Genomic DNA, 25,449 nt, shown 5'->3' on the forward strand with positions numbered 1-25,449 from the left:
GCACAGGGTGAGTTACATCGAGTATCCAGGGAGAATCGCCACCGTGCTCTTCGTTGCCCGGTGCAATTTCCGCTGCCCTTTCTGCCACAACCCGGAGCTCGTCACCGAAAGCGAATCCCTCCCCCACATTGACGGGGAAGAGGTCCTCGAATACCTGAGAAAGCGCCTGGGGCTCCTTGATGCGGTGTGCGTCACCGGTGGGGAGCCCCTCCTGTGGACCCAGGAACTCAGGCCTTTCCTGGAAAAGGTTAAAGAGCTCGGGTACCTCGTTAAGGTTGACACCAACGGAGGTCTCTACGAAGAATTCCTGACCCTTGAGGACCTCGTGGATTTGTGGGGTGTGGACTTCAAAGTGCCTTTTGCACGATACGACCTTGTTGGAGGGGATGGGGAAGCGGTGCGGAGGGTACTGCAGAGGGTCCTGGAGCGGAAAGTGCACGCAGAAATCCGGACGACCATTTATCCTCCCTTCCACGACCTTGCGACGCTCCTTGAGATGGCCAGATTCCTCAGGGAGGCCCCAGCCTGGTACTGGCAGAATTTCCACCGCGAGAAGACTCTCTCTCCCGAGGCGAAAGAAGTTGTTCCTTATCCCCTGTCGCTTCTTGAAAAATGGCGGGACATCATCAACAGGGAACTCCAGCAAGACCTCGTTACCCTTCGCCTGTGACCACCGCAAGGGAGGATGTCCCCAGGCGGTTGGCCCCCGCCCGCAGAAGCGCAAGGGCCTGAGCGCGGGTTTTGATGCCCCCTGCCGCCTTTACCCCAAGAAACGGCCCCACCACCTGGCGGAAGAGACGAACGTCCTCTTCTGTGGCCCCTGAAGGTCCGAATCCTGTAGCGGTCTTCACGAAGTGGGCCCGTGCGGCACAGGCGATGAGACATCCAATGGCCTTTTCCTCTTCGGTGAGGTATCCTGCCTCAAGGACCACCTTGACCACGTGAGGGGACATTTCCTCCACCACACCCCGGATGTCCTGGTACACCGTCTTCCAGTCTCCTTCCCTGAGTGCCGCCAAATTCACCACCATGTCGGCCTCTCTTGCTCCCTCCTGGAACGCCAGGCGGGCCTCCCGGGCCTTGATTTCGGGCTTATTCTGTCCCAGAGGAAACCCCACAGCCACCCCCACGAGGACCCCACTGCCCTCGAGGATTTCACTGCACAGGGCAACGTAGTAAGGATGCACGATCACGCTGAAAACCCCGTACTTTCTGGCCTTTTCACAGAGTTCCCGAACCTCCTGCCGGGTCGCCGTGGGCCGAAGGAGCGTCAGGTCGGTGTGCTGGGCAAGGAAACCCTGAAGGTCCTCTTCTCTTTCGGGAATGTCCTCCTTTTCTGGAAAGCGCGCCCGCAGAGGGATTTCCACCCCAAGGGCGTCCTCAACCCTCCGACGAAGCTCGGGAATGCTGACCATCCTCCTCCCCCCTTATTCCAGGTTGGCATGACGTTCCATCATGAGGCGGTAGGCCTCCCCTTCCCTTCCCTCAATGAGGGCGAGAATGAGGGCGTCGCAGAGGAGCCAGAGAGCGTCCTCAAACCTCGTTCCCCCTCCTCCAGTATAAAGCTGCCGGCTTTCACCTGCTTGTTCCGGAGAAAAGGCCACAACGTGGTGGACAACGCGCTCAAGAGGTGTTCCTCTCCTTCCCAGAAAGGCCAGCACCTCGGCCCCAAGGTCTCGGGCTTTCTCGGCAAAAAGGAGCACCGAGGATGTCTTTCCTGAACCTGAAGCCACGATGAGGACATCGCCCTCCTGAATGGCAGGACAGGTTACCTCGCCCACAATGTGCACCCCATACCCAAGGTGCATCAGGCGCATGGCAAACCCCTTGAGGACCAGGAAGCTGCGTCCCCGAGCCCAGAAAAAGAGGCGCTTCTTCTGCCACTTCCTGAGAGCACAGAGAACTTGCTCTATCTCCTTCTCTTCAAGGGTGGAGAGTAAATCCCGAGCTTCTTGCAGAACCTCAGCAACTTTCTCCCGAACACTCATCGAGCATTCTCCTCATGGTTCTGGCTACTTCTTCGGGATAGGAACTCCGGGTAATTGCCGATCCTACCACGACCACCTCTGGATGGAAGAGTGCAAGGATTCTGGGAAGTGTCCGGGGAGTGATACCTCCCGCTACAAGGAGCGGAAAATCCTGCCAGGGAAAAGAGGAAAACTCGACGTTCTGCCAGGCACGTTCTTCCTCCCGGACCACATCGTGGGGAAGGTGAAGACCCACAAAATCCGGCTGAAGTTCCTTTAGAAGAGCCATCTTTTCTAGGGAACCCAGAGGTAAGTCAATGGTGTCCACCATCCATCGCCTCCCCCAGCGCCTTGCTGCCTTCCACACACCCTCAAGGGTGGGACGAGATGCACCGCCAAGAACAGAGACAATGTCCGCACCATGCTGGAAAACCGCCTCAGCCTCTTCTTCTCCTGCATCCACAATCTTGGCATCCACAAAGAGAAGTACTCTGTCTCCCACAAGGTCCCGGAGGCGCTGGACGATACGCAGACCACAGGCAAGAAGGAGTGTCGTCCCTACCTCAAGAATATCCGCACAAGGAGCAAGACGACGGGCAAGCTCAAGGGCTTCACGTTCTTCCCAGAGATCCAGGGCAATCTGGAGCAGAGGCATATGCTCCTCCCTACTCTTCCAGCATCCGGAAGACGAGACCACTCCACACCTTGGGATAGAAATAGGTGGATTTTTGAGGCATCCGCTGGAACTTCGCCACCGCTTTCTCAACCTGCTCAATCGGTGTCGGGCGCATGACAAAGACGAGCTGGTACCTGCTTTCTTCCCGGGCGATGGCGAAAACGTCCTTGGTTCCCCGGAGGTAATCAACGTACTCACTCTCCCCCCGGCCCTCTTCATTGAGACCCAAAATGTCCCGGAAGACGAGCTCGTGGAGGATGGTGGTGTCAAGATGGCGATTCACATTGTCCTCCCCCAGACGTTCATCCATAATCCGGGGGTCTTTCAGGGTGATCGTTCCCCACTGCTCGTTCTTTCGGTCGTAGACCCCAATGGTGTATGGAGGGGCCACTCGCAGGAATTCCTCCATCTGTCGCTCGTTGGGGAAAATCCTGACGTCGAAATAGGCCTCGCATTTTTGGAAGAAGTTGACAAGACGCTCTTCTGGAAGGTCATGGACCAGCCGGTGCGTCGGAAGAATAAGGAGCCCCGGATTGTGAATGTTGACCAGGGTCATCATGGCGTAGTCCTCGGGAATCTCCTCAAGGGGGTCTCCCAGAGCTTCCCGCCGTTCCCTCCGGTACATGAGGCAGGTTTCATACCGGTGGTGCCCATCGGCGATGATAAGGGTACGGGGATTGAGAACCTTCCGGATGGTGGCGATGGCTGAAGGATCAGAAAGCCGGAAGAGTCGGTGTATCACTCCCCGGTGGTCAGTGAAGGCGAAAAGGAGCGCTTCCTCCTTTTTGTGTTCCTCACAGAGGGTATCCACCACCCCCTGGGGATCGTTGTAAAGACAAAAGATGTGCTCGAGATTCGCTCGTGTTGCCCGGAGGAGCTCAAGGCGGTCCAGAGAGTACTTTGGCATGGTCCGCTCGTGAGGGAAGATGACCCGCTTCTCGAATTCCTCAAGGCGCACCAGAGCCACAACACCGGTACGGGTCCTGCGCCCAAAGGAATTGAGCTCAAACTCCTGCTCATAGATGTACAGGGAAGAAGCGGTGTCTTTCGCAAATACTCCCTGGGCAACCCAGCGACGGAGCCGTTCAGCTACATTTCTGTAGCCGCTCTCGTCCTTTCCGAGGATAAGGTGCACGAAGTTGTACTCCTCCTCACCCAGGCGCTTCCTCTCCTTCTCCGAAATCACGTCATACGGAGGTGCCACAAGTCTCTCAATTCCCCGTTCCCTAACAAGGGAAGGAGCATAGAAATATCCCGAAAAGGGCTTGACCACTGCCATTGGTGAACCCCCCTACTGCAGGTTAACTCTCAAAAAGCAGTGCATCACAGAACGCGTCTTCAAAGTCTCGACGAGCCGAAAGTTCAATGTAGTGAACTCGACGGGCAAGGCGTTCCACCTCATCCCGAAAACGCAACGACACCAGGGCTTTTCTCGCCCCCAAAAGGGCTGCATTCCCCACGGAACGGGCCAGGGCCTTTTGAGGAATGAGCCCGAGCATCCTGGCACTCTCTGGCTTTATGAAACTCCCGAAGGCCCCCGCAAGGATGACCTCCTCAATGTCTTCCTTTTTCAGGCGAGCCTCTTTCAGCAGAATATCTCTCCCTGCCTTCATTGCCCCCAGAGCGAGCTGGAGGTTCTCGATGTCCTTCTCGGTGATGAAAATGAGAGGGTCACGGGATACGATAAACCTTCGTTCTCCCCGCTCCTCTTCAAAAAACGATGTCCACTCTGCCTGCTTGCGAAACCTTCCCGTTGAGGAAAGGAGACCAAAAGCGAGAAGACCGGCCATAAGGTCCAGAAGGCCTGTGCCACAGATGCCCCGGGGTGGTACGCCTCCGATGGTGGAGAAAGAAAGCCGTCCCTGCTCAAAGCGAAGGGCGTGAATCGCACCTAAAGAGGCCCGCATTCCAAAACGCACTCCTACTCCCTCAAAGGCCGGTCCCGCCGCTGTCCCGCAGGCGAAAACCTCTCCCCGGTGCACGAGCACCATCTCTCCATTGGTCCCAATATCGATATAAAGGGTTGTCCTCTTCGCTTCGTGAACCCTGAAGGCCCCAAGTCCTGCCAGAACATCCCCTCCCACGTATCCTGCCACTGCGGGAAAGACGTACACCTGAGCCCCGGGGTGAACAGAGAGCGCAAGTTCCCCTGCCCGGAGGACATACCCTTCCCGGAGTACGGGGACGAAAGGCACCACGCCAATGCTCAGAGGGGAAAGACCGAGGAAGAGGTGCTCCATAATGGTGTTGCCACAAACTGTAACTGCTACGACTTCTTGAGGGTCAGAGTGAGCCTGCTGACATACTGCCCCCACCAGGGCGTTCATCGTCTCCACCACATCCTTCTGTAAGGCCTCGAGGTTCTCAAACCGCTCCTGAACGGCTCGAAGCCTCGAAATCACATCGGCACCAAAGCGCGCCTGTCGGTTGAGTGCCCCATCCCAGGCCAGAACCCTCCCCGAGGCAAGATCCAGAAGCTCGCAAGCCACAGTGGTCGTCCCGAGGTCAAAGGCCAGCCCAAGGACTGTCTCTTTTGGAGGAGTCCGCACTGCAAAAACGGCCCGCTCGTCCCAGAGGACCTCGAAAGTTTCCTCATCCTTTTCCCCAAGCAGAGAAAGCCCGAACAGGGCCATCCGCTCAAAGGAGACAGGAGCTATCATCCTCTCGAGCTCTTCCTTGAGAGAGGTCGGGGAGTGGAGAGGGGGTTTGCGGAGCCCCAGGATGCTCCGCCGCACAGGAGCATCATCTCCAGAGAAGGTCTCGTTTCCCTCTTCAGGGGAACCGAGAACCAGGGGCTTCGTATCCTCGAAAGACGCCGAAACGTCACACACCACATCCCCCAGGGGCACGACCTGGCAGGCAAGGCGGAAACCCTCTCCGATGCGCTCTCTAAGATGCCGCACCTCCTGAGGAGTGGGAGGAGAAACCTCCCCCTGCACAATACGAACCACGCATTTACCACAGGAACCCACACCCCCACAGTACGACTCCAGGGGGATGTTCTTCCTCTGAAAAAGCAAAAAGAGATTCTCTCCCTCTTCCCCTTCCAGGGTTTTTCCCAGGGGCAGAACCTTTATGCGAACCATAGGCCTCCCAAAAAGCGACGCTCTCTGGTATTCTAACCAAACACCCTGCGATACGCTACCCGTTCAGAAAAAATTTCTCCCACATCCGGATGGTCAGAACCCCAGGGCAGTGCACCAGGGGCTCTGTGCTATCATAGAAGTACGCGGGAAAGTAGGAGGGAGAATTATGGCGCGACCGGTCATCGGCATGGTGGGGAGCAACATGATGGACCTCGTCACCTACTATGAGGACCGTTTCCCGAGGGTCGGAGAGACCATTTTCGGGAAGGATTTTGAGATCGGTTTTGGTGGAAAGGGAGCTAACCAGGCGATAGCTGTGGCCAAACTCGGGGGAGAGGTCGTCGTGGTGACTGCCGTAGGGGATGACCTCTTTGGTCCCCTGGTCAAAGAGAATTTCGCTCGCTACGGGATTGATACAGGCTTCATCAAGACCGTTCCGGGGAAAACGAGCGGCGTCGCCCCTATCTTTGTGGATCCTGAAGGTCGAAACAGCATTTTCATCATCCCGGGGGCGAATTCCTTCCTGCTTCCTGAAGACGTCTGGAAAGCGAGAGAGGCCCTGGCCAGATCTCACTTTATCCTCGTGCAGCTTGAGATTCCCCTTGAGACGGTCTACGCCACTATTGATTTAGCCCAAAAGCTCCACATCCCGGTCATTCTGAATCCCGCTCCCTTCCAGCCCCTGGACTGGCAGAGCATCCGCGGTGTAAAGCTCTTCGTCCCCAACGAGCGGGAGCTTGAAGGATTCGCTGGCTTCCCCATCGAAGGGGAGGAGGACCTAAAAAGAGCAGTAGCCACGCTCTGGGACAGAGGTATAGAGAATGTTCTGGTGACACTGGGAGAGAAAGGGGCTCTTTTGGGAAGCGGAGGAATCTTCACCCTTTTCCCCGCCTACCAGGCCCGGACGGTTGACACCACCGGGGCTGGAGACGCGTTCCTTGGGGCCTTAGCCTACTTCCTGGCAGAGGGGAAAGACCTCCCCTGTGCTGTTGACCTTGCCTGCGCCTACGCTGCCCTCTCTACAGAGAAACGGGGAACCCAGAAATCCTTTGCTTCCCGGGAAGAGTTCCTGGAATGGTTGAAAACGGCACAGAAGAAATCCCCATCGCTCACCCTTTGACGGCACCAAGGGTAAGACCCCGAACGAGGTACCGCTGAAGGAGAATGGCAAGAACGATAATGGGAATGCTGGCCACGATGGAAACGGCCGAAATTTCTGCCCAGAGGATTTCGTGACCCCCGATGAGACCGGCGATGTTCACCGTGATGGGGACGACCCGGGATCGCCCGAGAATCAGCGCAAAGAGGAATTCATTCCAGGAAAACATGAAACAAAAGAGTGCCGTCGCCACAAGGCCAGGAGCCACAAGGGGCAGGGCCACCCGGACGAAGGCCCCCAGTCTCCCACACCCATCGATAAGCGCAGCTTCCTCAAGTTCCACCGGGAGCTCATCGAAGAATCCCTTCATCATCCAGACAGCGAAGGGGATGTTCACGAGCGCATAGGTGAAAATGAGCGCCTGGTAGGTATCCAGCCACCGCAGGAACCGGAAAAAGAGGAAAAGAGGGAGAACTGAGGCAATGGGGGGCATCATCCGCACCGAGAGAATCCAGAAGGCAAAGTTGTCTCCACCGATGCGGAAACGAGAAAGGGAATACGCCGCAAGTGACCCCAGGGCAATGGCAAGAAGGGTGGTGAGGGAGGCGATGATGAAGCTGTCTTTTATGCCTTTTGCTCCCCCAAGATGCATACCCCGCACGTAGTGCTCAAGGTCAAACGATGAAGGGACGAACACTGGAGGGTACGTGAAGTATTCCCCCTTATCTTTAAAGGAGGTCAGCACGTTCCAGACAAAAGGGGCAAGGGCAATGGCAAGAAGCGCGAATATGCTCACGAAAACCGCCACCGTCACTCCATCCCGTCGCCTCACACCACTTCCCTCCCCCTGAAAGACCGCAGAAAAACATTGGCAATAGCTACAATGACGGCAAGCTGGACGTAACTCATAGCCGAGGCATAGCCCATGCTAAAGTACTTGAACCCGGTAAGGTAATTGTAAAAGGCCACGCTCTCTGAAGCCTGACCCGGACCACCCATAGTGAGGAGCACCACAAGGTCAAAAATTTTGAATGCGTCCATCACCCGAATGAGGATGGCGATGACAACCACCGGGCGCAAGAGGGGGAACACCACCCCGGAGAAAATCTGCCAGCGGTTGGCCCCATCCACCCGTGCCGCTTCGTAGAGGTCATCGGGGATGGCCTGCAAACCCGCAAGAAGGGTGATGACCATAAAGGGTGTCCACTCCCAGATGTCCGCAAGGACTATAGAGTACGGACTCACATTGCTGCTCCCCAGCCAGTTCACTGAGCGGAATCCAAAGCGATTCAGGAGATAGTTCAGGGGACCATACTGGTAGTGATAGATAATCTTCCAGATACAACCTACAACAACAGGCGAAATCATCATGGGGAGAAGAAAAAGGGTCACCACGAGACTCCGCCCCCGGAAACTCCGGTTCAGAAGGAGCGCCAGGGAAAGACCAAGGGCAAACTGTGCTCCTACCCCAAAGAGAAGAACCCGACCAGTATTCTTCAGGGAGTTGAAGAAACGGGCGTCGGAAAAAAGCCTCAGGTAGTTTCCTGCTCCGATGAAGGTTCGTTGCCCTCCCATACCGATGTCCCATTTGCAGAGGCTGAGGTAGAAAGAGTACATCATCGGGAAGATGGAAATGGCAAGGAGAATCACAACCACCGGAAGGACGAAGAAGAAAGCTATCCACCAGTCTCTTTTGCGCAAGCCCCCCATGGTTTCCTCCAGAAAAAGGGGCTGGGGGAGAACCCCAGCCCCGGTGACTTCACCAGAGACCTACGGCTCTCCAGCCTTTCACAAGCTCCTGGTAGAGGGCTTTCTGCTGCTCCTCGCCGAATCGCTCGAGAATGTCTCTCCAGGCCTGTGCCGCTTCGTCCAGAGCGCTCTTGGGATCGAGTTCCCCAGTGAGAGCCCTGGTGAGGGCCACACCCAGGGTCTCTTCGTACTCCACCGTTCCAGGAAGGACCATTTCGGGGTACCCCTTCTCCATGTTCTTCTGAACACCAGCAAGGTAAATCTTTGCGTCCTCGACATTCGCGAACATCTCGTAGGCCTCGGGGTGAGCAAAGTGAGAGTACCGGTAGGGGTCAAGGCCGGTTTCTGGAGTAGAGACGTCATCAAGGCTTGTGACCACCGAGAGATAGTGGATGACCTGGTATGCCTTCCAGGGGTCTTTTGACTGTGCGGCAATAGCCAGAACTCGCCCGCAGGGCATCATGGCCCGATAGTATATTTCGCCATCCTTCTTGACTCCCGGAACGTGAGAGACTCCGATTTTTCCGACAATCTTTGACTGTGCTGGGTCTGCTCCTTTCTTCCCCACACAGGGCCACTGGATGACCATGAAGCAGTCCCCGTTGAGGAAGACGTCTTTCAGTTCTTCGTATCCGTAGGCCAGGACATCAGGAGGACAGTACTTGTGGATTTCCTTCATAATCTCCAGAGCCTTCACTCCCGCTTCAGAGTTAATGGCCGGCTCCATAGTTTCCTCATCGAAGTACACGCCACCGAGGCTCGCAAAGATATTCCCCCACCAGGCGAAAATCTGGTCTTTCTGGCCATAGTAGGCAGTCCCGTAGAAATCGCGCTGCAGAACCTCTCCGGCGAGTTTCTCTCCAGCCTTCCGGGTGAAGAACTCAGCTACATCGAGGTACTCATCCCAGGTCTCGGGGACTTTGAGATCATACCCGTACTTCTCCTTAAAGGCCTTTCGCTCTTCCTCGTTCTCAAGGAGGTCTTTTCGGTAATAGAGGCTCAGGACGTCACCGTCATAGGGCAGAGCGTAGAGCTTGCCGCCGTATTTACAGTAGAAGTCCCGGTATCCCGGGGTAACGTCGTCGAGCTTGGGATCAAGCTTTGCAACAAATTCGTCAAGGGGATAGAGCCAGCCGTTGGCGGCGAACTCGGCAAGGAACTTGGGGTAGACAATCATGATATCGAAAGCGCCGGTCCCAGCAATGAGCTCTACCTTTTCTTTCTCATAGAGCTCTCCAAAGGGAACACCGATAACCTCAAGTTCCACATCGAACTTTTCCTTCAGATCCTTCGCATACCACTCAAAAGGTTTCAGGTTGTGTCCTGCATCTCCCACAACGACGAGCTTCACCGGTGAAGCGTAGGCTACACTCGCAAGAAGCACGAAGGCCAAGAGGAACAGAAGGAACTTCCGCATAACCACACCCCTCCTTTAGATGTGATGTTCCTTCCATAGGGTTATTATACTCCCGAAAAGGAGCGGGCGCAAATGCTAATCCCCTTCAAGAAGGGCCGAAGCGGTGACGTCGTCGGTGATGAGGATGTTCACGAACTTCCCCCGGAGCGCTCCGAGAATAGGCCTGAGCTTTTCTTCTCCTCCCGCCACCCCTATGACCCTTGGGATTCTCGAGAGCTCCTGCAGGGTCAGGGCAATACGCCGCCGATCAGCCTGGCAGGGAACCGGCTCCCCCTGCTCATTGTAGAAATTGCCACAGATATTCCCGACCGCTTTCCGGGCGATGAGTTCCTCAACCTCGTGGGGGTAAATGTCCCCGGTATCCAGCAAGGTGGAACCCGAAGTCACTCCTCCAATCCCCACAAGGGCGATATCCACGTTGCGGGCAAGTTCCAGTACCCGGGCCACACGCTCATCACCAAGGAGGGCATTCCGCGTTGCCTCATCCTTCGCAAATGCTGGAGCCAGGAGATACACCACACTCCCACCGAAATTCTGCGCCAGAGCCCGGGCGAGTTCCACCGCCACAACATCTCCCTTGAGCTTCCCGTACCCTCCCATAATCTGCACCACCTGGAAACCCGGGACGACTTTCGGCACGAGGAAATGGGTCATGGCAAAGAGCGTTTTCCCGTAGGCAACCCCCAAAGAGGTGTGGGGCTCAACCACTCCCCGAAGGTACGATGCAGCAACCTGGGCAATTCGCTTCACCACAAGGCCCGGGTCGCGGCTGAAGGTCGAGGCCACCCGCACATCTCGAAGACCGAAACGTTCCCGAAGCTGCGCCTCAAGGGTCTTCGTGTCTTCCCCTGTGTCAAGCACCCGAATCTGGACAATGCCTTCCTCTTTTGCCCAGCGAAGAAGCCTTGAGACCTTCTGCCGGGAAAGGCCGAGGACCTCACCAATCTGGTCCTGGGTGAGGTCCTCGTAGTAGTACAGTTTTGCCACTTCGCAGGCCAGGGCAAAATGATCCTTTCGCCTGGGCAAAGGATTCACCCCTACGGCTTGAGCACCACCCGAATGGCCTCGTCGCCTTTTTCGGCAAGCTCAAGCCCTTTCTTGAACTCCTCAAGGGGAAGCTCATGGGTGATGATGTCATCGGCCTTCACAAGGCCCTCATGGAGAAACCGGATGGCCACAGGGTAGGTCCAGGGGCTCAGGTGGGCACCCCGGATGTCGAGTTCTTTGACGTCTCCAATGATGCTCCAGTCAACTGTTGTTGGGGCGTTGAAGACGCTGAACTCCACGTAACGGCCAAGGCGGCGGAGCATGTTCAGCCCCTGGATGACTCCCTGGGGATTGCCGCTTGCGTGGATGTACACGTCGCACCCGTAGCCATCGGTGAGGCGTTTGACCTCCTCCACCACATCCACGACTTTCGGGTTGAGAACAAGGTCAGCACCGAGTTTCTTCGCCAGGTCCAGGCGTTTCTCGATGACATCGACGGCGATGAGGAGCCGGGGGTTTTTCAGACGAGCTACCTGGAGCATGCCCAGGCCTATGGCCCCCATCCCGGCAACGACCACCACGTCCCGGAAAGTGATGTCCGCCCGGTCCACGGCGTGTACAGCGCATCCCAGAGGCTCAATGTAGGGCGCAACCCGGAGAGGGAACCCTTCCGGGAGCCTGTGAATCCGGGAGTTTCGGGGCAGGCGCATGTACTCGGCAAATCCCCCTTCGGCTTCGTGGCGCTTGAAACCGAAAATGTAGTGCCGCTCACACATCCAGTAGCTCCCTTCCTGGCAGAAGCGGCACACCCCACAGGGGATAATCTGCTCCACGGCCACCCAGTCTCCCAGGGAAACACCGTGTTTCTCCTTTGCCCCTTCTCCCAGGGCCACCACCTGGCCGAAGAACTCATGCCCTGGAACGACCGGGGTCACCACGTACGGAGGATGGCCATTACCACCCCACACTCGGGGATTCCCGTGGAAGGTCTTCACATCTCCAGCGCAGATACCGCATCCCCCCACCCGGATGAGGACTTCCTCAGGACCAACCTCTGGAACCGGAATCTCCTCAAGACGGAAGTCATAGGGAGCGTGGTTCACCACCGCTTTCATCTTGCGGGGAAGGTCTGGAACCCTTTCTATAGCCATAGCCATAGCAAGACCTCCTTTCGTACTTTTCTCATTCTACCACGCTGGGGCAGATGGGAGGTAACGGAAAAACGCCTGCATGCTAAACCTCCCAGGAGCTCGGAATGAAACCTGCAGCAAGAGCAAGGACTCAGGTCATCTGAACAAACGCTTCAGGAAGTCCTTCACCTGTTCAAAGGCCTTGTTGTCGAACGGCCAGTAACCAGCCTGTGCTGCTTCGCCCAGTCGTTTCCCCGGTTCCGGCTTCGACGCCAGAAACGCATGAATTCTTGCTTTTGAGATTTTGCTATCGGCCACAGGAATGGCTTGCTGTCGTAAGCACTGAAAGTACCTCTCCACGCAGTCCATAGCCGGATCCTGAGCAACAGCCTCAAGGCAGAGGTCTTCCAGGGTACCCGGCGTGTCTGGACCCGGCAAAATCAAGACGCCAACCTGAGGACAGCCTTCCACAATCTGGAATGGATCAGCAGGAAACGGCAAACCCAGGGTCCTCAGGGCATCGCACACACTTTGAAACGCAGCCCTCGGGTCACTATCCGCATCTCTTGACACTCCTAAGCGAGCTACCGTATAAAAACGAGGGCTTTGAACGAGAGCTTTCAGGCCGTACCTCAGCTGGGTCTTGCCACCAACCGGTATCACCTGTGCTTCCAGCTGCAAATATCGAAGCAACGCCCCAAAGAACCGCTTGTCTTCTTCCCCTTCGACCACCAGAACACAGGGGGACGCAATCTGTATGGGCATTTACCGCACCTCAAGATCTGCCTCAATAGCTGCTTTTAAAGTTTCCCGATCGTAAGTGATGGCCCTAATCTCGTCGTTCACCCGTTCCAGACGGTGTAAGAGGAATTCACAGGATTGGGTCTGTGAGAACACTTTGTGAGCAGCAATAACACACTCCAAGCTATGAGTCGTGGCGAAAATCTGTGTGTTGAACTTTCTCGCGGCCTCCCCAACAGCCTGCCACACCGAGGTCAAAACGGTATGGTGAAGTCCGTTCTCAATTTCGTCCACAAGCACGACGCCATCGGGTGCATTGCCGATATGCAAAACCAGACTCGCCAGACGGACCATACCCTCCCCGAGAAAGGGCAAGGGAATCATGCGGTTGCCACCTATGTCTCCATGCAGGATCGGTTCGCCGGCAACAACCACCATTTCAAGACGGCGGAGTCTCGGCTCGATGAGCCGAAGAACCTTCAGGACCTCGTCCTGCTCACCCCGAACTTGCAGATTTCCAAACATTTCGGCCTCATCCCTAAAAGGAACACGCCCACGGGAAGTCTGAAAGAAAGCCGGAAAAGGAGGGGCAGGTGGAATCGGCGCAAAACGAACCCCGTTCGGGTCTATGATTGCGTAAAACTTTCCGCCTTTGCCATCCATCGTGTACTCCAGTTCGAGCACTTGAGCAATCTCCGTGGCCACGGAAACCCTCAGGAGCCCGTAAGGGACAGGGGTTACTCCCACAGTGTGTAAGGATGCCATTACCTCTGCCAGTTCCGATACATCGCGTAAAACTCTCAACCGAACCAGCCGCCAACCTGCGACCGTGTCCTTTCCTTCCAAGGTGATAACCTGAGAAACATCAAACTGGTGGAAAAGGCCATCCCACGGTGTTTCAGCCCATCGGCCCAATTCGACCTTTACTTGCTCCACTCCACGGAAAGCGTTAACCTTGAACGTCAGCTCAGGGCGGTACGTCCCGCAGTGGATAAACAAAGCCTCCAGCAGGGCCGTTTTGCCAACGTTGTTAGCCCCCACGACAAGGTTAATTTGGGCCAGTGCATCGAGCTTTAACTCGCGGAAACACCGAAAATTCCTCACCTCAAAAGATTGGTACATAGCTCAAATGCCCTCTTTCTCTGCATCCACACCGGGTGCATCCGATTCTACTGCTTCACCCCCCACAAGTCAAGCATTTAAGTACAGTACCCCCTCAGCTCTTCCCAGGGCTCCTCTCCCTCACGCTCCGGTGTGGTCTTCTCCTTGGAACCTTATAGTGTCAAGATCCACTTTATACCATCGCAGGACAGGGAGAATCCTTCTGGAAGGTACGGTTGAATCGCTCCACCATCCTTCCTCCATCACCTCTTCACCCGTACTGGAAAGGGGCACTTTTCCGAATCCTCCCCGTTTCCCGGAACATACCAGAATACTGCTCTTTTTCTCCTACCCTCCCTGTTGCAGGTTTCTGCGAACTTGCCCGGTTGCCCCATACTCCGGAAGGTACTATACTCTCCTCAGGAAGGTGACACCAGTGTTCCATGTGGGGACCTGTTCGTGGACCGATCGGACGCTGATTGAGGAGAGCGATTTCTACCCCAAAACCGTTCAGACTCCGGCAGAGCGCCTCCGTTTCTACGCAGAGCACTTCGACACTGTAGAGGTGGATGCTACATTCTACGCTTTCCCTTCTGAGAGGAATGCAGTTCTCTGGGCTCAACGGACCCCACCCACGTTCCTTTTCAATATCAAAGCCCTGTCCCTTTTCACCTTTCACCGCACGCCCCGGAAAAGTCTTCCCCCTTTCCTCCTCAAGACCCTCCCGAATCTGGAGAAAATGCCAGAGGAACTCTTCACTCAGGATCTCCCTCTTCCCTGGCTTTCAGAAGCCCTCCAGGCATTCCTGCAGACCCTTACCCCCCTCAGAGAAGCGGGAAAACTCGGGTACATTCTCTTTCAGTTCCCTCCCTGGTTTCGCCCGGAGGAGAAAACCCAGGAATACCTCCGGTGGTTGCGGCACCACACCGAAGGCCACACTGTAGCTATTGAGTTTCGCCACCGAAGCTGGGTTGCCCCGGCAAATCTTCCCCGTACCCTGAACCTCCTCAGGGACCTCAACTTCTCCTTTGTGTGCGTTGATGAGCCCGACCTCCCCTGGACGGTCCCTCCACTCTGTGAGCAAACGAGCTCTGTAGCGGTGGTACGTTTCCACGGGAGAAACAAAGAAGCCTGGCAGACGAAAAACCTTCCGGTGTGGGAGAAATTCCGCTACCTCTATTCCACCGAAGAGCTTCGGGAATGGCGGGAGAAAATCCTCTCCCGGTTCCCAGCGGAAACCGAAGTCTTTGTGATGTTCAACAACTGTTACCGGGACTTTGCAGTGCGGAACGCCCTGGAAATGAAAAAGCTCCTGCAGGGAGATGATGTTCATGTTCACGTATGATTTCTCTGGGAAAAACGTGGTGGTGACCGGTGGGGCCCAGGGAATAGGCAAGGCCGTGGCACAGGCCTTTCTTTTGGCCCATGCCTGGGTCTCGGTGTGGGATGTGGACGAGGAAGCCCTCCAAGAACTTGGGGAAGAATGGGCGGAATGGAGGGACCGACTGCTTCCGGTGGTCTGTGACGTCTCAAAAGAACCCGAAGTCCGGAGGGCCAGGGAAGCGGTGGAACGGGAAGCTCATGCAGTGGATGTTCTGGTGAACAATGCGGGGATTTTCATTGGCAAACCCCTCGAGGAACTCACTGAAGAGGAATGGGACAGAGTCCTCGGAGTGAATCTCAAAGGCATTTTCCTCGTCACCAAGCACCTTCTCCCCCTCTTTCGGGAAGGCGGGGCCATCATCAACATCGCTTCAACTCGGGCGCTCATGTCCGAGCCCCACACCGAAGCCTATTCGGCCTCAAAGGGTGGAGTTCTCGCCCTCACCCACGCCCTGGCTATTTCCCTTGGAGAACGCAAAATCCGGGTCAACGCCATAAGCCCGGGGTGGATTGAAACCTCACTCTGGAAAAAGAGAGCACTCCGCCGGGAACCAGAGCTGCGTCCCATTGACCACCTGCAGCATCCCGCACAGCGTGTGGGAACTCCAGAAGATATCGCAGCGGCCTGCGTATTCCTCGCCTCACCCTCTTCGGGATTCATCACCGGAACGAACCTGGTGGTCGACGGAGGGATGACGGTCAAGATGATTTACGCTCCCTGAAAGGAGGAAAGAGATGGAAATCTTTGACATTTCCCTTGAGATTTCTGAGGACATGCCCACCTACCGGGGGAAAAGAGAACGAAGACCAAAAATTGAGCGTATTCGGACTCTTCTTGAGGGGGCCAACGAAACCCGTCTTGTGCTTGACACCCACACTGGAACCCATATGGATGCCCCCCTGCACATGCTCCCTTCCGACATCTCTATCGACCGGATTCCCCTCTCCTCTTGCATGGGTCCTGCGGTGGTCCTTGAAATCCGCCACCGTCCTGTGATTACCGAGGAGGACCTGAAACCCTTTGAACCGGTGTTACCCGAGGGACACTTTGTCCTCCTCAAAACCGAGAACTCCTTCAGTGACCTCTCCCGGGAGGACTTCGTGTACCTCAGTGAGGAAGCGGCTTACTTTCTGGTGGAGAAAAGACTCAAAGGCGTGGGCATCGATGCCCTGGGGGTTGAGCGGGACCAGCCAGGTCATCCTACCCACAGGATACTGCTTGAGAATGGTCTCGTCGTGGTCGAAGGTTTACTCCTGCGCGATATCGCCCCCGGGGTGTACTTCTTCATCGCTCTTCCTCTGAAAATCCGGGGAGGGGATGGAGCTCCGGCCCGGGCAATGCTCATCAGGATGTGATCCTGATGCGGACCCTTGTGTTCTTCGGAGCTACAGGCAACCTCTTCACCAGAAAAATCCTCCCTGCCCTGGCCACGCTTTCGGCAGAGCAGGAGTTCACCGTTGTGGCCCTGGGGCGCCGCTTCAAAGACCACGCCTCGTACCGGGCCTTTGTCACTCAGTTACTCCCCCGCCCCTCTCCCCTCCTTGAGCGCCTCACGTACGTTCAGGGGGACCTCGAGAACCCCGGGGAGCTTGCTCTGAAGATTTCGCCCCTTCTTGGGAACGGCCCCCTGTACTTCTACCTCGCCACCCTCCCCTCCCTCTACCGGGATGCCCTTCACTGCATCGAGGCTCTCGCGCAAGGAAGAAACCCCAAAGACCTCTTCGTGGCCCTGGAAAAACCTTTCGGGAGAGACGAACGGGATTTCCTCGCCCTTGAGGAGAGTCTAAAGAGCGTTTTCCCCGAAGAGCACATCTTCTACGTGGACCACTACCTGGGCAAAGGCACTGTTCAGAACCTCGTGGTGCTCAAGGCGGAGAATCTTTTTATTGAGCGGCTTCTTTCCCGGGAGTTCGTCCAGGAAGTCCATATTGGGGTCTTCGAAGAGGAGGGTGTTGGGGAACGGGGGGCCTTCTATGAGGAGACCGGGGCAATCAAGGACATCTTCCAGAACCACCTCTTGCAGCTTTTCACCCTTCTTGCCGTCGATATCCCTCCTCTGTGCGCTGAGGACCAGAAGGAGTGTACCCGTTTCTTCCTCCAGCTTTCCCGGGAACGGGCAAGGTTACTCTCTCAGGTGCGCCTTCCTGAGAGTCATGAGGTGCAGCTCGGGCAGTACGCGGGGTACCGGGAAGAGGTGCGGAATCCCTCGTCCCTGCGGGAGACCTTCTTTTTCTTTCCACTCTTCCTCGATACAGAACGCTGGAGAGGGGTGCCCTTTTATGTGGCAAGTGGCAAAAAAACGGCCCAGAAACGCTCGTTCATCGAAGTCCTCTTCCACTCTGTGGTCACACCGCCAAATCGGCTTCTCATCGAAATCCAGCCTGAGGAACGGATTGACCTTGTGGTCTCAGTGCGGAAGCCCCAGAGAGAGCTCGAATCCACTCCGGTAACACTGAATTTCACCTATTCAGGGGCGTTTAAGGCCAGTACTCCAGAAGCCTACGAGAAAATCCTTTACGATTTCCTGCACCACGACCGGACGCTCTTTCCTGACTCCTCGTTCATCCAGGAAGCCTGGCGCCTCACCGACCGGCTTTTAGCAAACCTGAAAACTCACCCTCCCGCATTCTGCCGTTACCGGGAAGGCGTGCTGACCCCGGAAATCCTCTTCAGGGAGAAGCGGATTCCAGACGAAATGTACCCCGGATAACACGGAAGAACTCTGGGTGCGTCAGGTCCACGTCGCTTGCAAAGCCTTCGCTCTCCAAGAAGTGTTCCTTGAAGTACGCCCGGACCGGGGAACGGGTCTGGATGGTCTTTTCAGAGCTGAAGTAGAAGAGCTCTTCGGTTTCGAGGCGGTCTCCTGAAGAAGACGTCACCACCACATTCCCCCGGAGTCTCACGTTCTTGCGCAGGAGGTTCACATCGGCGGCATGACTCTCAAGCGTTGCCCGAAGCTCCCCATCATCCTCAAAAACGAGGATGCGCACTCCCCCTGAACACTTCCCCAAAGTCCCACCCTTGTCAAGCTCCATAGCCTGAGCCTCAAGGACAAAACGGAGCACACCCCGCTCCCAGCCCCGGATCCGGACTCCCTCGCTCTGGATGGGGAAAGAAACGGGGGTTTCCTCCGGGAGAGCTTCCTGATCCGCCTCCTCCTCGGGAGAACGGGGTGGGGAAAGCGCAAGGAACAGAAAGACCATGGCGAACCCCACCCCGCACACCACAGGGACAATCAACCACCTATGGCTCAAGCTCATAGGGCCAGCAGGCAATCCCTCCATCCATAACCTTGACGTCCCTGAACCCCGCATGCCGCAGAATGAGCGAGGCTTCATACCCCCGCAGGCTCACCGCACAGAACGTGACAATCTCCTTGTCCTTCGGGAGCTCCCCGAGTCTCTGCGGCAACGTCCCCAGAGGGATGAGAGTGCTCCCGGGAATGCGGACTTTCTCGTACTCTTTGGGAGTGCGCACGTCAAGGAGGATGAAATCGTCTCCCCGCTTTCTTTTCCGTTCCACCTCATGGGGCGAAATGCCCACCATTCTCCCCTCGAGCTTGTTCCGCAGGACATTCGCCGCCACACAAATGTTGTCAATCGCCGAGGCATAGGGAGGGGCATAGGGAAGGTCGAGGTTCGAGAGGTCCTCGACCACACCACCATAGTAGAGGGCCGTGGCTATGGCGTAGATACTCTTTGTCACTTCCCCGCGCCCGATGATCTGGGCTCCGAGGAGTTTTCCGCTTCGCCGATCGGCGACGAGTTTCGTGATGACCTGTTTTGCCCCGGGGAAGTAGTGCGCCCTGTCCGGAGCAGGAACAAGGGCATATTCCGGGTCATACCCGAGCTCCTGGGCCTGGCGCACAGTAAGACCGGTGCGGGCAATGGTGTACTCGAAGAGCTTGAAAATCACCGAGTTCAGGGCACCGCGGAAGACTTCATTGCCTCCGGCGATGTTGATGGCCGCCACACGCCCTTCTTTGTTGGCCAAAGACCCCATGGGCATGTAGGTTGCTTTTCCACAGACAAGGTGCTCGATCTCTACACAGTCCCCAACGGCAAAGATGCATGGGTCACTTGTGCGCATGAAGCAGTCAACCTTGATGCCACCTGTTTCTCCAATGGCAAGACCTGCCCGCTGAGCAAGGTCGGTGTTGGGGCGAAAACCGGTGGCCACAATGACGAGGTCCGCCTCATAAGCCCCCTTGTCGGTGATCACCCGCTTCACTACACCCCCCTGTCCTTCGAGGACCTCCACCCGCTCCCCAACCCTCACCGTCACACCCTGGGACTGGCAGTAGCGCCGCACCAGAATGCCCATATCCTCATCGAGGATAGGGAGAATCTCGGGAAGAACCTCGATGACCGTTACCTCAAGCCCACTTTTCACGAGGCTTTCGGTCATCTCCATCCCGATGAGTCCACCGCCGATAATCACAGCTTTCTTGGCGAGTTTCTCTTTAATAGTCCAGCGGATAGCCTCGGCATCCTCAATCCCGTGGAGGGTGTACACGTGCCCGAGGTCTCTTGCGCTGATAGCGGCGTCGGGATGTTCCAGGTCCACTGCTTTAATCGATGGAAAAGAGGGCTTTGCCCCGGTGGCAAGAACAAGGTAATCATAGGGGAAAGAGAGCATCTCGCCGGTGTCAATCCTCCGGGCCTCAACGACTTTCCTCTCCCGGTCAATCCGGATCGCCTCAGTGCGGTTGTAGACCTTGATGCCCTTGGATTTCTCGAAAAATTCCGGGTCTCGAAGGACCCCCACCGGGGTTTCCATGAGCTCCCGGTACTCCTTCACCTCACCGCTCACATAGTACGGAAGCCCGCAACCTGCGTAGGAAAGAAACTTCCCCCGCTCGATGATGACGATTTCCGCATCCCGATCCAGACGGCGGAGTTTTGCCGCCACCTTCGGCCCGCCAGCAACACCACCGATGATGACTATCCTCTTCCCCATCGCCATCCTCCTCTCTATCGACCTCTGAGTGACCGTACTTCGTTATAGATGGTGCCAAGACAGAAAAGCGATGCCCCGCCGACGAAAAGTCCAAATCCCCCGAGAACCCCCCCAAAACCTCCTGCCCAGACGAGGTCCGAAAAGGGCGGGGCAAAGGAGGGTCCTCCTGGGGGGGTGGATTGGGCAAGAAACCCCATCCATCCCCGGACACCGATAACGGTGAAGACGGCCAGGACCACACCAAGGCACATCACCACAATACCCACAATCCGCAGAAATGTTCCCACTTTCTCCCCTCCCCCGTTTTTTCCTCCATTCTACTCCAGAAGCGCCAAAGGAGAAAGGCCTTCTTGCTTATCCCGGGAAAAGAGGATAAGATTAGGAAAAAGAGAGAGGAAGGTGGATATGGGAACGGTGGACCTCTGGCGTGAAATGCGGAAAAGCTTCGACTTCCTCGCGCGGTACCCCCAGACGATTCTGTACGCCCTTCCCTCGGCCTTTCTCGCCAGCGTGGCCAGCTTCCTCGTGTGGGACCGGGGGCTCTCCCGGATTATTTTCCTCTTCCAGTGGGGGGTGGGCATCCTCCTCATCCTCTTTGCCCTGTTTCTGGCACTCCTTACCCTGGGTTTCATCACTTTCCTCCTCTGGGATTTTGAGGTCCGGGGAGAGGTGAGCTTCAGGCGGGCATTCTCCATGTTCTCCCGGAGATTCCCCGAGGTGTTCTTCACAGCCCTTGTTGTGGGGTTCCTCGTGGGCTTTTTTTCCTTCTGGTTCTTCTTCCCGGGGCTTGTGTTTGGGTTTCTCCTGATGTTCACTATCCCGGCAGTCGTGGTCGAGGGGGACGATCCTTTCTCGGGAATTCGCCGGAGCTTCCAGCTCGCTGTGGAAAACCTCGGTGAGTGTTTCACCTTCACCGTGGTGGCTCTCTTCTTCCTCGTCGTGGGGTACCTTCTCTTCTGGGCCTTTGGCTTCCTCTCCTTTGCCGGGGTTGCCATCAACACGTTCCTTGGAGGCGGGATTCTCGCCTACCTTTCCGTGTTCCTCAGCCGCCTGTACCTTGGGCTTTCCCGCTTCTGACCGAGAGACTCCCAAGGTCAAGGACAAGGCCATCGTGGGCAGCAACGGTGGGAACCCCGCACCGCTCTGAAAGGCGCTCGGCAACTTCCCAGGGTTTCTTGCGGAGAATCGTCATCCCGAAATGGGTGAGAATGGCCAGACGCGGACGAATCTCCCTGATGAGGAGTTCAGCATCAGGAACGCTCAGGTGCAAAAGATCCGGATGGTCGCTCCTCTCAAGCCGCAGGGTGTGGATGACCAGAACGTCGCTTCCGGCATAGGCGGAGAACAGCTTCTCCGTGAACTGGGTGTCAGTGACGAAGGCAACCACCCCCTGGGGGAAAAAGAACTTGAAGCCGTAGGTTTCAACCCCGTGAACGTGGCGAAGAGGGGTCGCAAAACGAAGAGGCCCCAGGGTGTACTCCCCTCCCTCAACAAGGATGTGGAGACCTTCAAGGTGTTCCCGAAGATACCGGAAAATCACGGGTTCTCCTTCTAAGGCATCCTGAGGCACAAAGAGGTGTCCCCGGACTCTCGTGGCTCCCTGGGTCATGGCCTCAACGATGATGTTGAGGTCCCCAGAATGGTCGAGGTGCCGGTGGGAAAGCGCAACTCCCGATAGCGTCGCCGGATCCAGGGGAGGCTTACTGGAAAGGGCCCGCACCAGTGCACCGGGTCCAGGATCAAGGTGCAGGGCAGTGCCCTGGAAGGCAATCCACACACCTCCGGAAGCTCGGAGTTGCCTCGTGACCACAAAACGTGCTCCCGCTGTTCCCAGGAATTTGATGAAATCTCCCATCAAGAAGTACTATACTGGAAAATGGAGGAGGCGTAAAGATGACCCGTCTTGTGATTCTCGGGCGGCCAGGGGTGGGGAAGACCACCCTGGTGAAACGCGTGGCCGAGCACTTCCCCGGGCTTTTCCGCGGCTTCTACACCGAAGAAATCCGCGAAGGACGCGTGCGGACCGGTTTCTGGATTGTCACCCTTTCGGGGAAACGCAGTGTGCTGGCTGCAAAGGGAGGGACCTCACCTCTGCGGGTGGGGGAATACGCGGTGTTCGTTGAAGATTTCGAGCGCCTGGTGCTCCCCGAGCTTGAGGATGCTCTGGAGCAGAGGGCAGCACTCCTCGTCGACGAAATTGGCAAAATGGAGCTCTTCTCCCGGAACTTCCGGAAACTCCTCGACACTCTCTGGAAGGAGGCGGAACTCCTCCTGGCTACCTCCCGATTCCCCGAAATCCCCGAGGTTCAGGAACTCTTTGCCCGGCCCGGAACCATGCGGTTCCTCCTTACCCCTGGGAACCGGGAAGAGGTCTTCACCCGAGTGAGGGAACTCATCGGAGAACTCACGAGGGGAGGAGGACGCGGCTCTTCATCGAGAGCTCCTCAACAATGGTGAGCGTCAGGGACCTGGCAAGGTCGATTTCTTCGGTGATGTACCCTCCCCTCCCATCGGGTACCCGGACAGCCACACAGGGGCGGAAAGGCAAAACGGGATTGAGGCGGCTCACCACTGCTTCCCGACCATCGGAGAGACGGACCACATCCCCCACCTGATACGGGGAAAGGTGCGCGACAAAGACGCGAACCACCCTTTCGTCGAGTCTATACCCAGCATTCCCCATAAGGTACTCTACGGCTTCGGCCACCGGCATAGGTTTCCGATATGGGCGCTGCGAGGTGAGGGCTTCGTACACATCGGCCACAGCCACAATCCGGGAAAAAAGGTGAATGGCCTCCGCTCCAAGCCGAAGGGGATAGCCACTGCCATCAAGACGCTCGTGGTGTTCAAGGGGAACGAATTTGACAAGATCCTCAAGGGCTCTCTGGTTGTCAAGGAGATTCTTGGCCACCAGAGGATGTTCACGGATAATCCGCCACTCGTCGTCGCTTAAGGCAGAAGGTTTGCGAAGGATTTCTGGGGGAATTTTGAGCTTCCCAAGGTCGTGGAAGAGCGCCCCAAGACCAAGCTGCGCGAGGTCTTCCCACCCAAGGCCCAGAAACTTCCCGATGAAGAGGGCAATAATGGCCACGTTGAGTGAGTGCGTGAAGGTGAAGTCGTCATGCCGTTTCAGCTGAACGATGGGGATAACAAGCTCCTCGTGGGCCCGAACTTCTTCAAGGATGGCTCCTACCTGCTCTTCAAGCGGCTCAAGGGAAACGTGGCGCCCCTGCGCAAGGCCGTGCATGGTGTCCTCAAGGCAGGAAAGCGTCTTCATCTTCACTTCGAGGGACACATCCTCTTTCGCCGCTTCCTCCCGAACCTCTTCCACGACCTCCGCCACTACAGTAGTCATGGCCCGGCGCCTGAGACGCTCAAGGAAGGCCTTGGTAACGGTCTGCCCCCGAAAGAGCAGTACCTGGTCTCTCTCGTCAAGGAGCGTGAAGGGGATGACCGTCCCCACTTCAAGACGGTGGACAGGGATGCGGATTTTCCTGACACGACGCATTACCATGAGAGCTCACGACCCAGAAAAGAAGAAAAATCCGGAATCTTCCGCTCACCCTGGTACGAGAGGTACTGAGCAACGAGAACATCGAGGACCTCAAAAGCCTTCCGGTCCTCCTGAGAGGACTTTACTCCATACCCCAGGGGGGTGTCAACGAGGGCTTGCAGCACCTCAAGTTCCCGAAGAGAGAGGGGAAAGAGCCTTTGTGCTTCCCGGCTGCAGGAATCACACACCACACCTCCTGAGGCGATGCTGAAAAAGCAGGGAGTCCCCGTTATCTTCTTCCGGCAACGCACGCACTCTCGGAGTTCCGGAAAAACCCCAAGGGCCCGGGCCACATCCAGGCGAAAACGCACAAGAAGCGGGAGAACGGCCTCTTCGTGGCGGAGGAATATCTCCCAGAGCATGAGCACCTCATCGAGTAGCTCCTCTTCTCGCCGCTCAAAGGGAAACACCCGATCCAGAACACACAGAAGGTACTCCCCTGCCATCCACCGCAGAGGCGTTCGCAGAAGATCCCGGAAAAGCTTCTGAATCTTTCCCTGGACGATGAGGGGCATGCCCGAGGCAGTGTAGAAGAGGAACTCGGAAAAGGAGAAGAGGTCCAGGGAAGCCCCAAAACGGTTCCCCACCTTCCGCGCACCCTTGGCTATGGCCTGGAATTTCCCCCGTTTCCTCGTGAAGAGGGTGACGATACGGTCAATCTCTCCGAATTCCGACGTTTTCAGAACAATACCCTCATCAGAGGTGTACCGGCTCACTTCACCCTGTACCCAAAACGGCGCAGCACTTCGTCGCGTTTACGCCAGTTCTTCTCCACCTTGACCCAGAGATCAAGATAGACCTTCCTTCCCCACTGAGCCTCGATATCCCGGCGGGCGTCCTCGCCAATTCTCTTGATCATCCGGCCACCCTCGCCGATGACAATCTTCTTGTGGGACTCCCGCTCCACATAAATGATGGCCCGGATGTAGAGGAGATCGTCCCGTTCCTTGAACTCTTCCACCCGGACCTCAACGCCATAGGGGACTTCCTGGTGCACATGCCACCAGACCTTCTCCCGGACGATTTCCGCCACGATATCCCGTTCAAAGGCGTCGGAGACGATTCCCGGTTCGTAGTATGGGGGATTCTCGGGAAGATAGGCCACAATGCGCTCGAGGAGTTCCCGAATTCCCTCACCGGTGGTGCAAGAAATCGCCAGACGTTCCGCAAAGGCGTAGTGCTTTCCCAGGCGCTCGAGGATGCTTTCCGTTTCCCCCTCCTCAAGGAGGTCCTTCTTGTTGAGCACAAGGAAAACCGGCCGGGAGAAACCGTTGAGCTTTTCCAGGTATTTCCTCTCTTCTTCCTCCTGAAAGGCAGGGTCGGTCATGTAGCAGAGGAGGTCCACATCAAGGAGCGTGTCCTCAATCTCCTGCATCATGATTTCCCCCAGGCGGTCCTTTGGCGTGTGGAGCCCCGGAGTATCGAGGAAAACAATCTGTGCGTTATCGAGATTCACGATCCCCTTCACCACCCTCCGGGTGGTCTGGGGCTTGTCCGAGACGATGCTCACCTTCTGACCAATGACCCTGTTGAGAAAAGTGGATTTTCCCACATTGGGTCGACCCCAGATGGTGACAAAGCCAGCGCGAAAATTCACGGC

Annotated in this window: 27 protein-coding genes and 1 pseudogene; 8 read left to right on the forward strand and 20 right to left on the reverse strand. The window is 56.6% G+C overall.

What is annotated here, in order from left to right:
• Positions 1-7: 7 nt before the first annotated feature.
• Entirely contained in the window at positions 8-670 is a 663-nt protein-coding gene (locus ACPT9Q_RS01905; protein ID WP_427366068.1) for an anaerobic ribonucleoside-triphosphate reductase activating protein, read from the forward strand.
• Here the strand turns inward: ACPT9Q_RS01905 and deoC are convergent.
• From deoC to ACPT9Q_RS01930, 5 genes are read right to left on the reverse strand one after another with little or no spacing between them, the layout of a single operon-like run.
• The gene (gene deoC / locus ACPT9Q_RS01910; protein WP_017872408.1) at positions 654-1,415 is read right to left on the reverse strand and encodes a deoxyribose-phosphate aldolase; all 762 of its coding nucleotides are present in this window, start codon (positions 1,413-1,415) and stop codon (positions 654-656) included. The two genes, ACPT9Q_RS01905 and deoC, sit on opposite strands and share 17 nt — an antisense overlap.
• A gap of 12 nt (positions 1,416-1,427) precedes the next feature.
• Complete coding sequence (locus ACPT9Q_RS01915; protein WP_017872407.1) at positions 1,428-1,988, reverse strand: SIS domain-containing protein; 561 nt, start codon at positions 1,986-1,988, stop codon at positions 1,428-1,430.
• Positions 1,963-2,622 (reverse strand): orotidine 5'-phosphate decarboxylase / HUMPS family protein, encoded by a 660-nt coding sequence (locus ACPT9Q_RS01920; protein WP_017872406.1) that lies wholly within the window; start codon positions 2,620-2,622, stop codon positions 1,963-1,965. The genes ACPT9Q_RS01915 and ACPT9Q_RS01920 overlap by 26 nt, the downstream gene beginning before the upstream one ends.
• A 10-nt stretch (positions 2,623-2,632) precedes the next feature.
• On the reverse strand, positions 2,633-3,922 hold the full coding sequence (locus ACPT9Q_RS01925; RefSeq protein WP_017872405.1) for a DUF1015 family protein: 1,290 nt from the start codon (positions 3,920-3,922) through the stop codon (positions 2,633-2,635).
• A 22-nt stretch (positions 3,923-3,944) separates the two neighbouring features.
• The gene (locus ACPT9Q_RS01930; protein ID WP_427366069.1) at positions 3,945-5,729 is read right to left on the reverse strand and encodes an ASKHA domain-containing protein; all 1,785 of its coding nucleotides are present in this window, start codon (positions 5,727-5,729) and stop codon (positions 3,945-3,947) included.
• 166 nt (positions 5,730-5,895) lie between these two features.
• On the opposite strand from ACPT9Q_RS01930, the gene rbsK reads away from it, so the two are divergent.
• Positions 5,896-6,849, forward strand: a complete 954-nt coding sequence (rbsK, locus tag ACPT9Q_RS01935) for a ribokinase (RefSeq protein WP_017873642.1) — start codon at positions 5,896-5,898, stop codon at positions 6,847-6,849.
• Here rbsK and ACPT9Q_RS01940 read toward each other — a convergent pair.
• The 8 genes and pseudogenes from ACPT9Q_RS01940 to ACPT9Q_RS01975 all read right to left on the reverse strand — a co-directional run.
• Complete coding sequence (locus ACPT9Q_RS01940; protein ID WP_017873641.1) at positions 6,839-7,660, reverse strand: ABC transporter permease subunit; 822 nt, start codon at positions 7,658-7,660, stop codon at positions 6,839-6,841. The two genes, rbsK and ACPT9Q_RS01940, sit on opposite strands and share 11 nt — an antisense overlap.
• A complete protein-coding gene (locus ACPT9Q_RS01945) occupies positions 7,657-8,538 on the reverse strand; it encodes an ABC transporter permease subunit (protein ID WP_017873640.1) in 882 nt (293 codons plus the stop codon). Before ACPT9Q_RS01945 ends, ACPT9Q_RS01940 begins: the two co-directional genes overlap by 4 nt.
• Positions 8,539-8,587: 49 nt before the next feature.
• A complete protein-coding gene (locus ACPT9Q_RS01950; RefSeq protein WP_427366070.1) occupies positions 8,588-9,994 on the reverse strand; it encodes an ABC transporter substrate-binding protein in 1,407 nt (468 codons plus the stop codon).
• Between the two features lie 75 nt (positions 9,995-10,069).
• Complete coding sequence (locus tag ACPT9Q_RS01955; RefSeq protein ID WP_427366071.1) at positions 10,070-11,020, reverse strand: sugar-binding transcriptional regulator; 951 nt, start codon at positions 11,018-11,020, stop codon at positions 10,070-10,072.
• 11 nt (positions 11,021-11,031) lie between these two features.
• Positions 11,032-12,132 carry an alcohol dehydrogenase catalytic domain-containing protein gene (locus tag ACPT9Q_RS01960; RefSeq protein ID WP_427366700.1) on the reverse strand — a complete coding sequence of 367 codons (1,101 nt, stop codon included), beginning with the start codon at positions 12,130-12,132 and terminating at the stop codon, positions 11,032-11,034.
• Between the two features lie 135 nt (positions 12,133-12,267).
• Complete coding sequence (locus ACPT9Q_RS01965) at positions 12,268-12,876, reverse strand: DUF3226 domain-containing protein (RefSeq protein ID WP_427366075.1); 609 nt, start codon at positions 12,874-12,876, stop codon at positions 12,268-12,270.
• On the reverse strand, positions 12,877-13,377 hold the full coding sequence (locus ACPT9Q_RS01970; protein ID WP_427366701.1) for an AAA family ATPase: 501 nt from the start codon (positions 13,375-13,377) through the stop codon (positions 12,877-12,879).
• Positions 13,378-13,875: 498 nt separating this feature from the next.
• Positions 13,876-13,974 (reverse strand): annotated as a pseudogene (locus ACPT9Q_RS01975) (hypothetical protein); the annotation flags it as partial.
• A 415-nt stretch (positions 13,975-14,389) separates the two neighbouring features.
• Between ACPT9Q_RS01975 and ACPT9Q_RS01980 the strand changes: the two are divergent.
• The 4 genes from ACPT9Q_RS01980 to ACPT9Q_RS01995 are packed head-to-tail and all read left to right on the forward strand — an operon-like array spanning position 14,390 to position 18,047.
• Positions 14,390-15,298: a DUF72 domain-containing protein gene (locus ACPT9Q_RS01980; protein WP_427366076.1), complete on the forward strand. Its 909-nt coding sequence runs from the start codon at positions 14,390-14,392 to the stop codon at positions 15,296-15,298.
• Entirely contained in the window at positions 15,285-16,058 is a 774-nt protein-coding gene (locus ACPT9Q_RS01985; RefSeq protein ID WP_427366077.1) for a glucose 1-dehydrogenase, read from the forward strand. The genes ACPT9Q_RS01980 and ACPT9Q_RS01985 overlap by 14 nt, the downstream gene beginning before the upstream one ends.
• Positions 16,059-16,071: 13 nt before the next feature.
• On the forward strand, positions 16,072-16,692 hold the full coding sequence (locus ACPT9Q_RS01990; RefSeq protein ID WP_427366078.1) for a cyclase family protein: 621 nt from the start codon (positions 16,072-16,074) through the stop codon (positions 16,690-16,692).
• A 5-nt stretch (positions 16,693-16,697) separates the two neighbouring features.
• Positions 16,698-18,047 carry a hypothetical protein gene (locus ACPT9Q_RS01995; protein WP_427366079.1) on the forward strand — a complete coding sequence of 450 codons (1,350 nt, stop codon included), beginning with the start codon at positions 16,698-16,700 and terminating at the stop codon, positions 18,045-18,047.
• Here the strand turns inward: ACPT9Q_RS01995 and lptC are convergent.
• The 3 genes from lptC to ACPT9Q_RS02010 are packed head-to-tail and all read right to left on the reverse strand — an operon-like array spanning position 18,007 to position 20,583.
• Positions 18,007-18,576, reverse strand: a complete 570-nt coding sequence (gene lptC / locus ACPT9Q_RS02000; protein WP_427366080.1) for an LPS export ABC transporter periplasmic protein LptC — start codon at positions 18,574-18,576, stop codon at positions 18,007-18,009. The genes ACPT9Q_RS01995 and lptC overlap by 41 nt on opposite strands.
• A 4-nt stretch (positions 18,577-18,580) precedes the next feature.
• On the reverse strand, positions 18,581-20,296 hold the full coding sequence (locus ACPT9Q_RS02005) for an FAD-dependent oxidoreductase (protein WP_427366081.1): 1,716 nt from the start codon (positions 20,294-20,296) through the stop codon (positions 18,581-18,583).
• 14 nt (positions 20,297-20,310) lie between these two features.
• Positions 20,311-20,583 (reverse strand): hypothetical protein, encoded by a 273-nt coding sequence (locus tag ACPT9Q_RS02010; RefSeq protein ID WP_427366082.1) that lies wholly within the window; start codon positions 20,581-20,583, stop codon positions 20,311-20,313.
• A 118-nt stretch (positions 20,584-20,701) separates the two neighbouring features.
• Here ACPT9Q_RS02010 and ACPT9Q_RS02015 point away from each other — a divergent pair, with 118 nt between their 5' ends.
• Positions 20,702-21,373: a hypothetical protein gene (locus ACPT9Q_RS02015; protein WP_026137231.1), complete on the forward strand. Its 672-nt coding sequence runs from the start codon at positions 20,702-20,704 to the stop codon at positions 21,371-21,373.
• Here ACPT9Q_RS02015 and ACPT9Q_RS02020 read toward each other — a convergent pair.
• Complete coding sequence (locus ACPT9Q_RS02020; RefSeq protein ID WP_026137230.1) at positions 21,339-22,151, reverse strand: MBL fold metallo-hydrolase; 813 nt, start codon at positions 22,149-22,151, stop codon at positions 21,339-21,341. The two genes, ACPT9Q_RS02015 and ACPT9Q_RS02020, sit on opposite strands and share 35 nt — an antisense overlap.
• 38 nt (positions 22,152-22,189) lie before the next feature.
• On the opposite strand from ACPT9Q_RS02020, the gene ACPT9Q_RS02025 reads away from it, so the two are divergent.
• Entirely contained in the window at positions 22,190-22,753 is a 564-nt protein-coding gene (locus ACPT9Q_RS02025; protein ID WP_017872625.1) for a nucleoside-triphosphatase, read from the forward strand.
• Here the strand turns inward: ACPT9Q_RS02025 and ACPT9Q_RS02030 are convergent.
• From ACPT9Q_RS02030 to era, 3 genes are read right to left on the reverse strand one after another with little or no spacing between them, the layout of a single operon-like run.
• Entirely contained in the window at positions 22,701-23,804 is a 1,104-nt protein-coding gene (locus ACPT9Q_RS02030; RefSeq protein WP_427366083.1) for an HD-GYP domain-containing protein, read from the reverse strand. The genes ACPT9Q_RS02025 and ACPT9Q_RS02030 overlap by 53 nt on opposite strands.
• Positions 23,804-24,565 carry a DNA repair protein RecO gene (gene recO / locus ACPT9Q_RS02035; RefSeq protein ID WP_017872623.1) on the reverse strand — a complete coding sequence of 254 codons (762 nt, stop codon included), beginning with the start codon at positions 24,563-24,565 and terminating at the stop codon, positions 23,804-23,806. The genes ACPT9Q_RS02030 and recO overlap by 1 nt, the downstream gene beginning before the upstream one ends.
• Positions 24,562-25,446, reverse strand: coding sequence for a GTPase Era (era, locus tag ACPT9Q_RS02040; RefSeq protein WP_427366084.1), 885 nt, complete (start codon positions 25,444-25,446; stop codon positions 24,562-24,564). The genes recO and era overlap by 4 nt, the downstream gene beginning before the upstream one ends.
• Between the last annotated feature and the right edge of the window lie 3 nt (positions 25,447-25,449).

The sequence above is a fragment of the Candidatus Caldatribacterium saccharofermentans genome (assembly GCF_050267035.1).
In the GTDB taxonomy this organism is placed as follows: domain Bacteria; phylum Atribacterota; class Atribacteria; order Atribacterales; family Caldatribacteriaceae; genus Caldatribacterium; species Caldatribacterium saccharofermentans.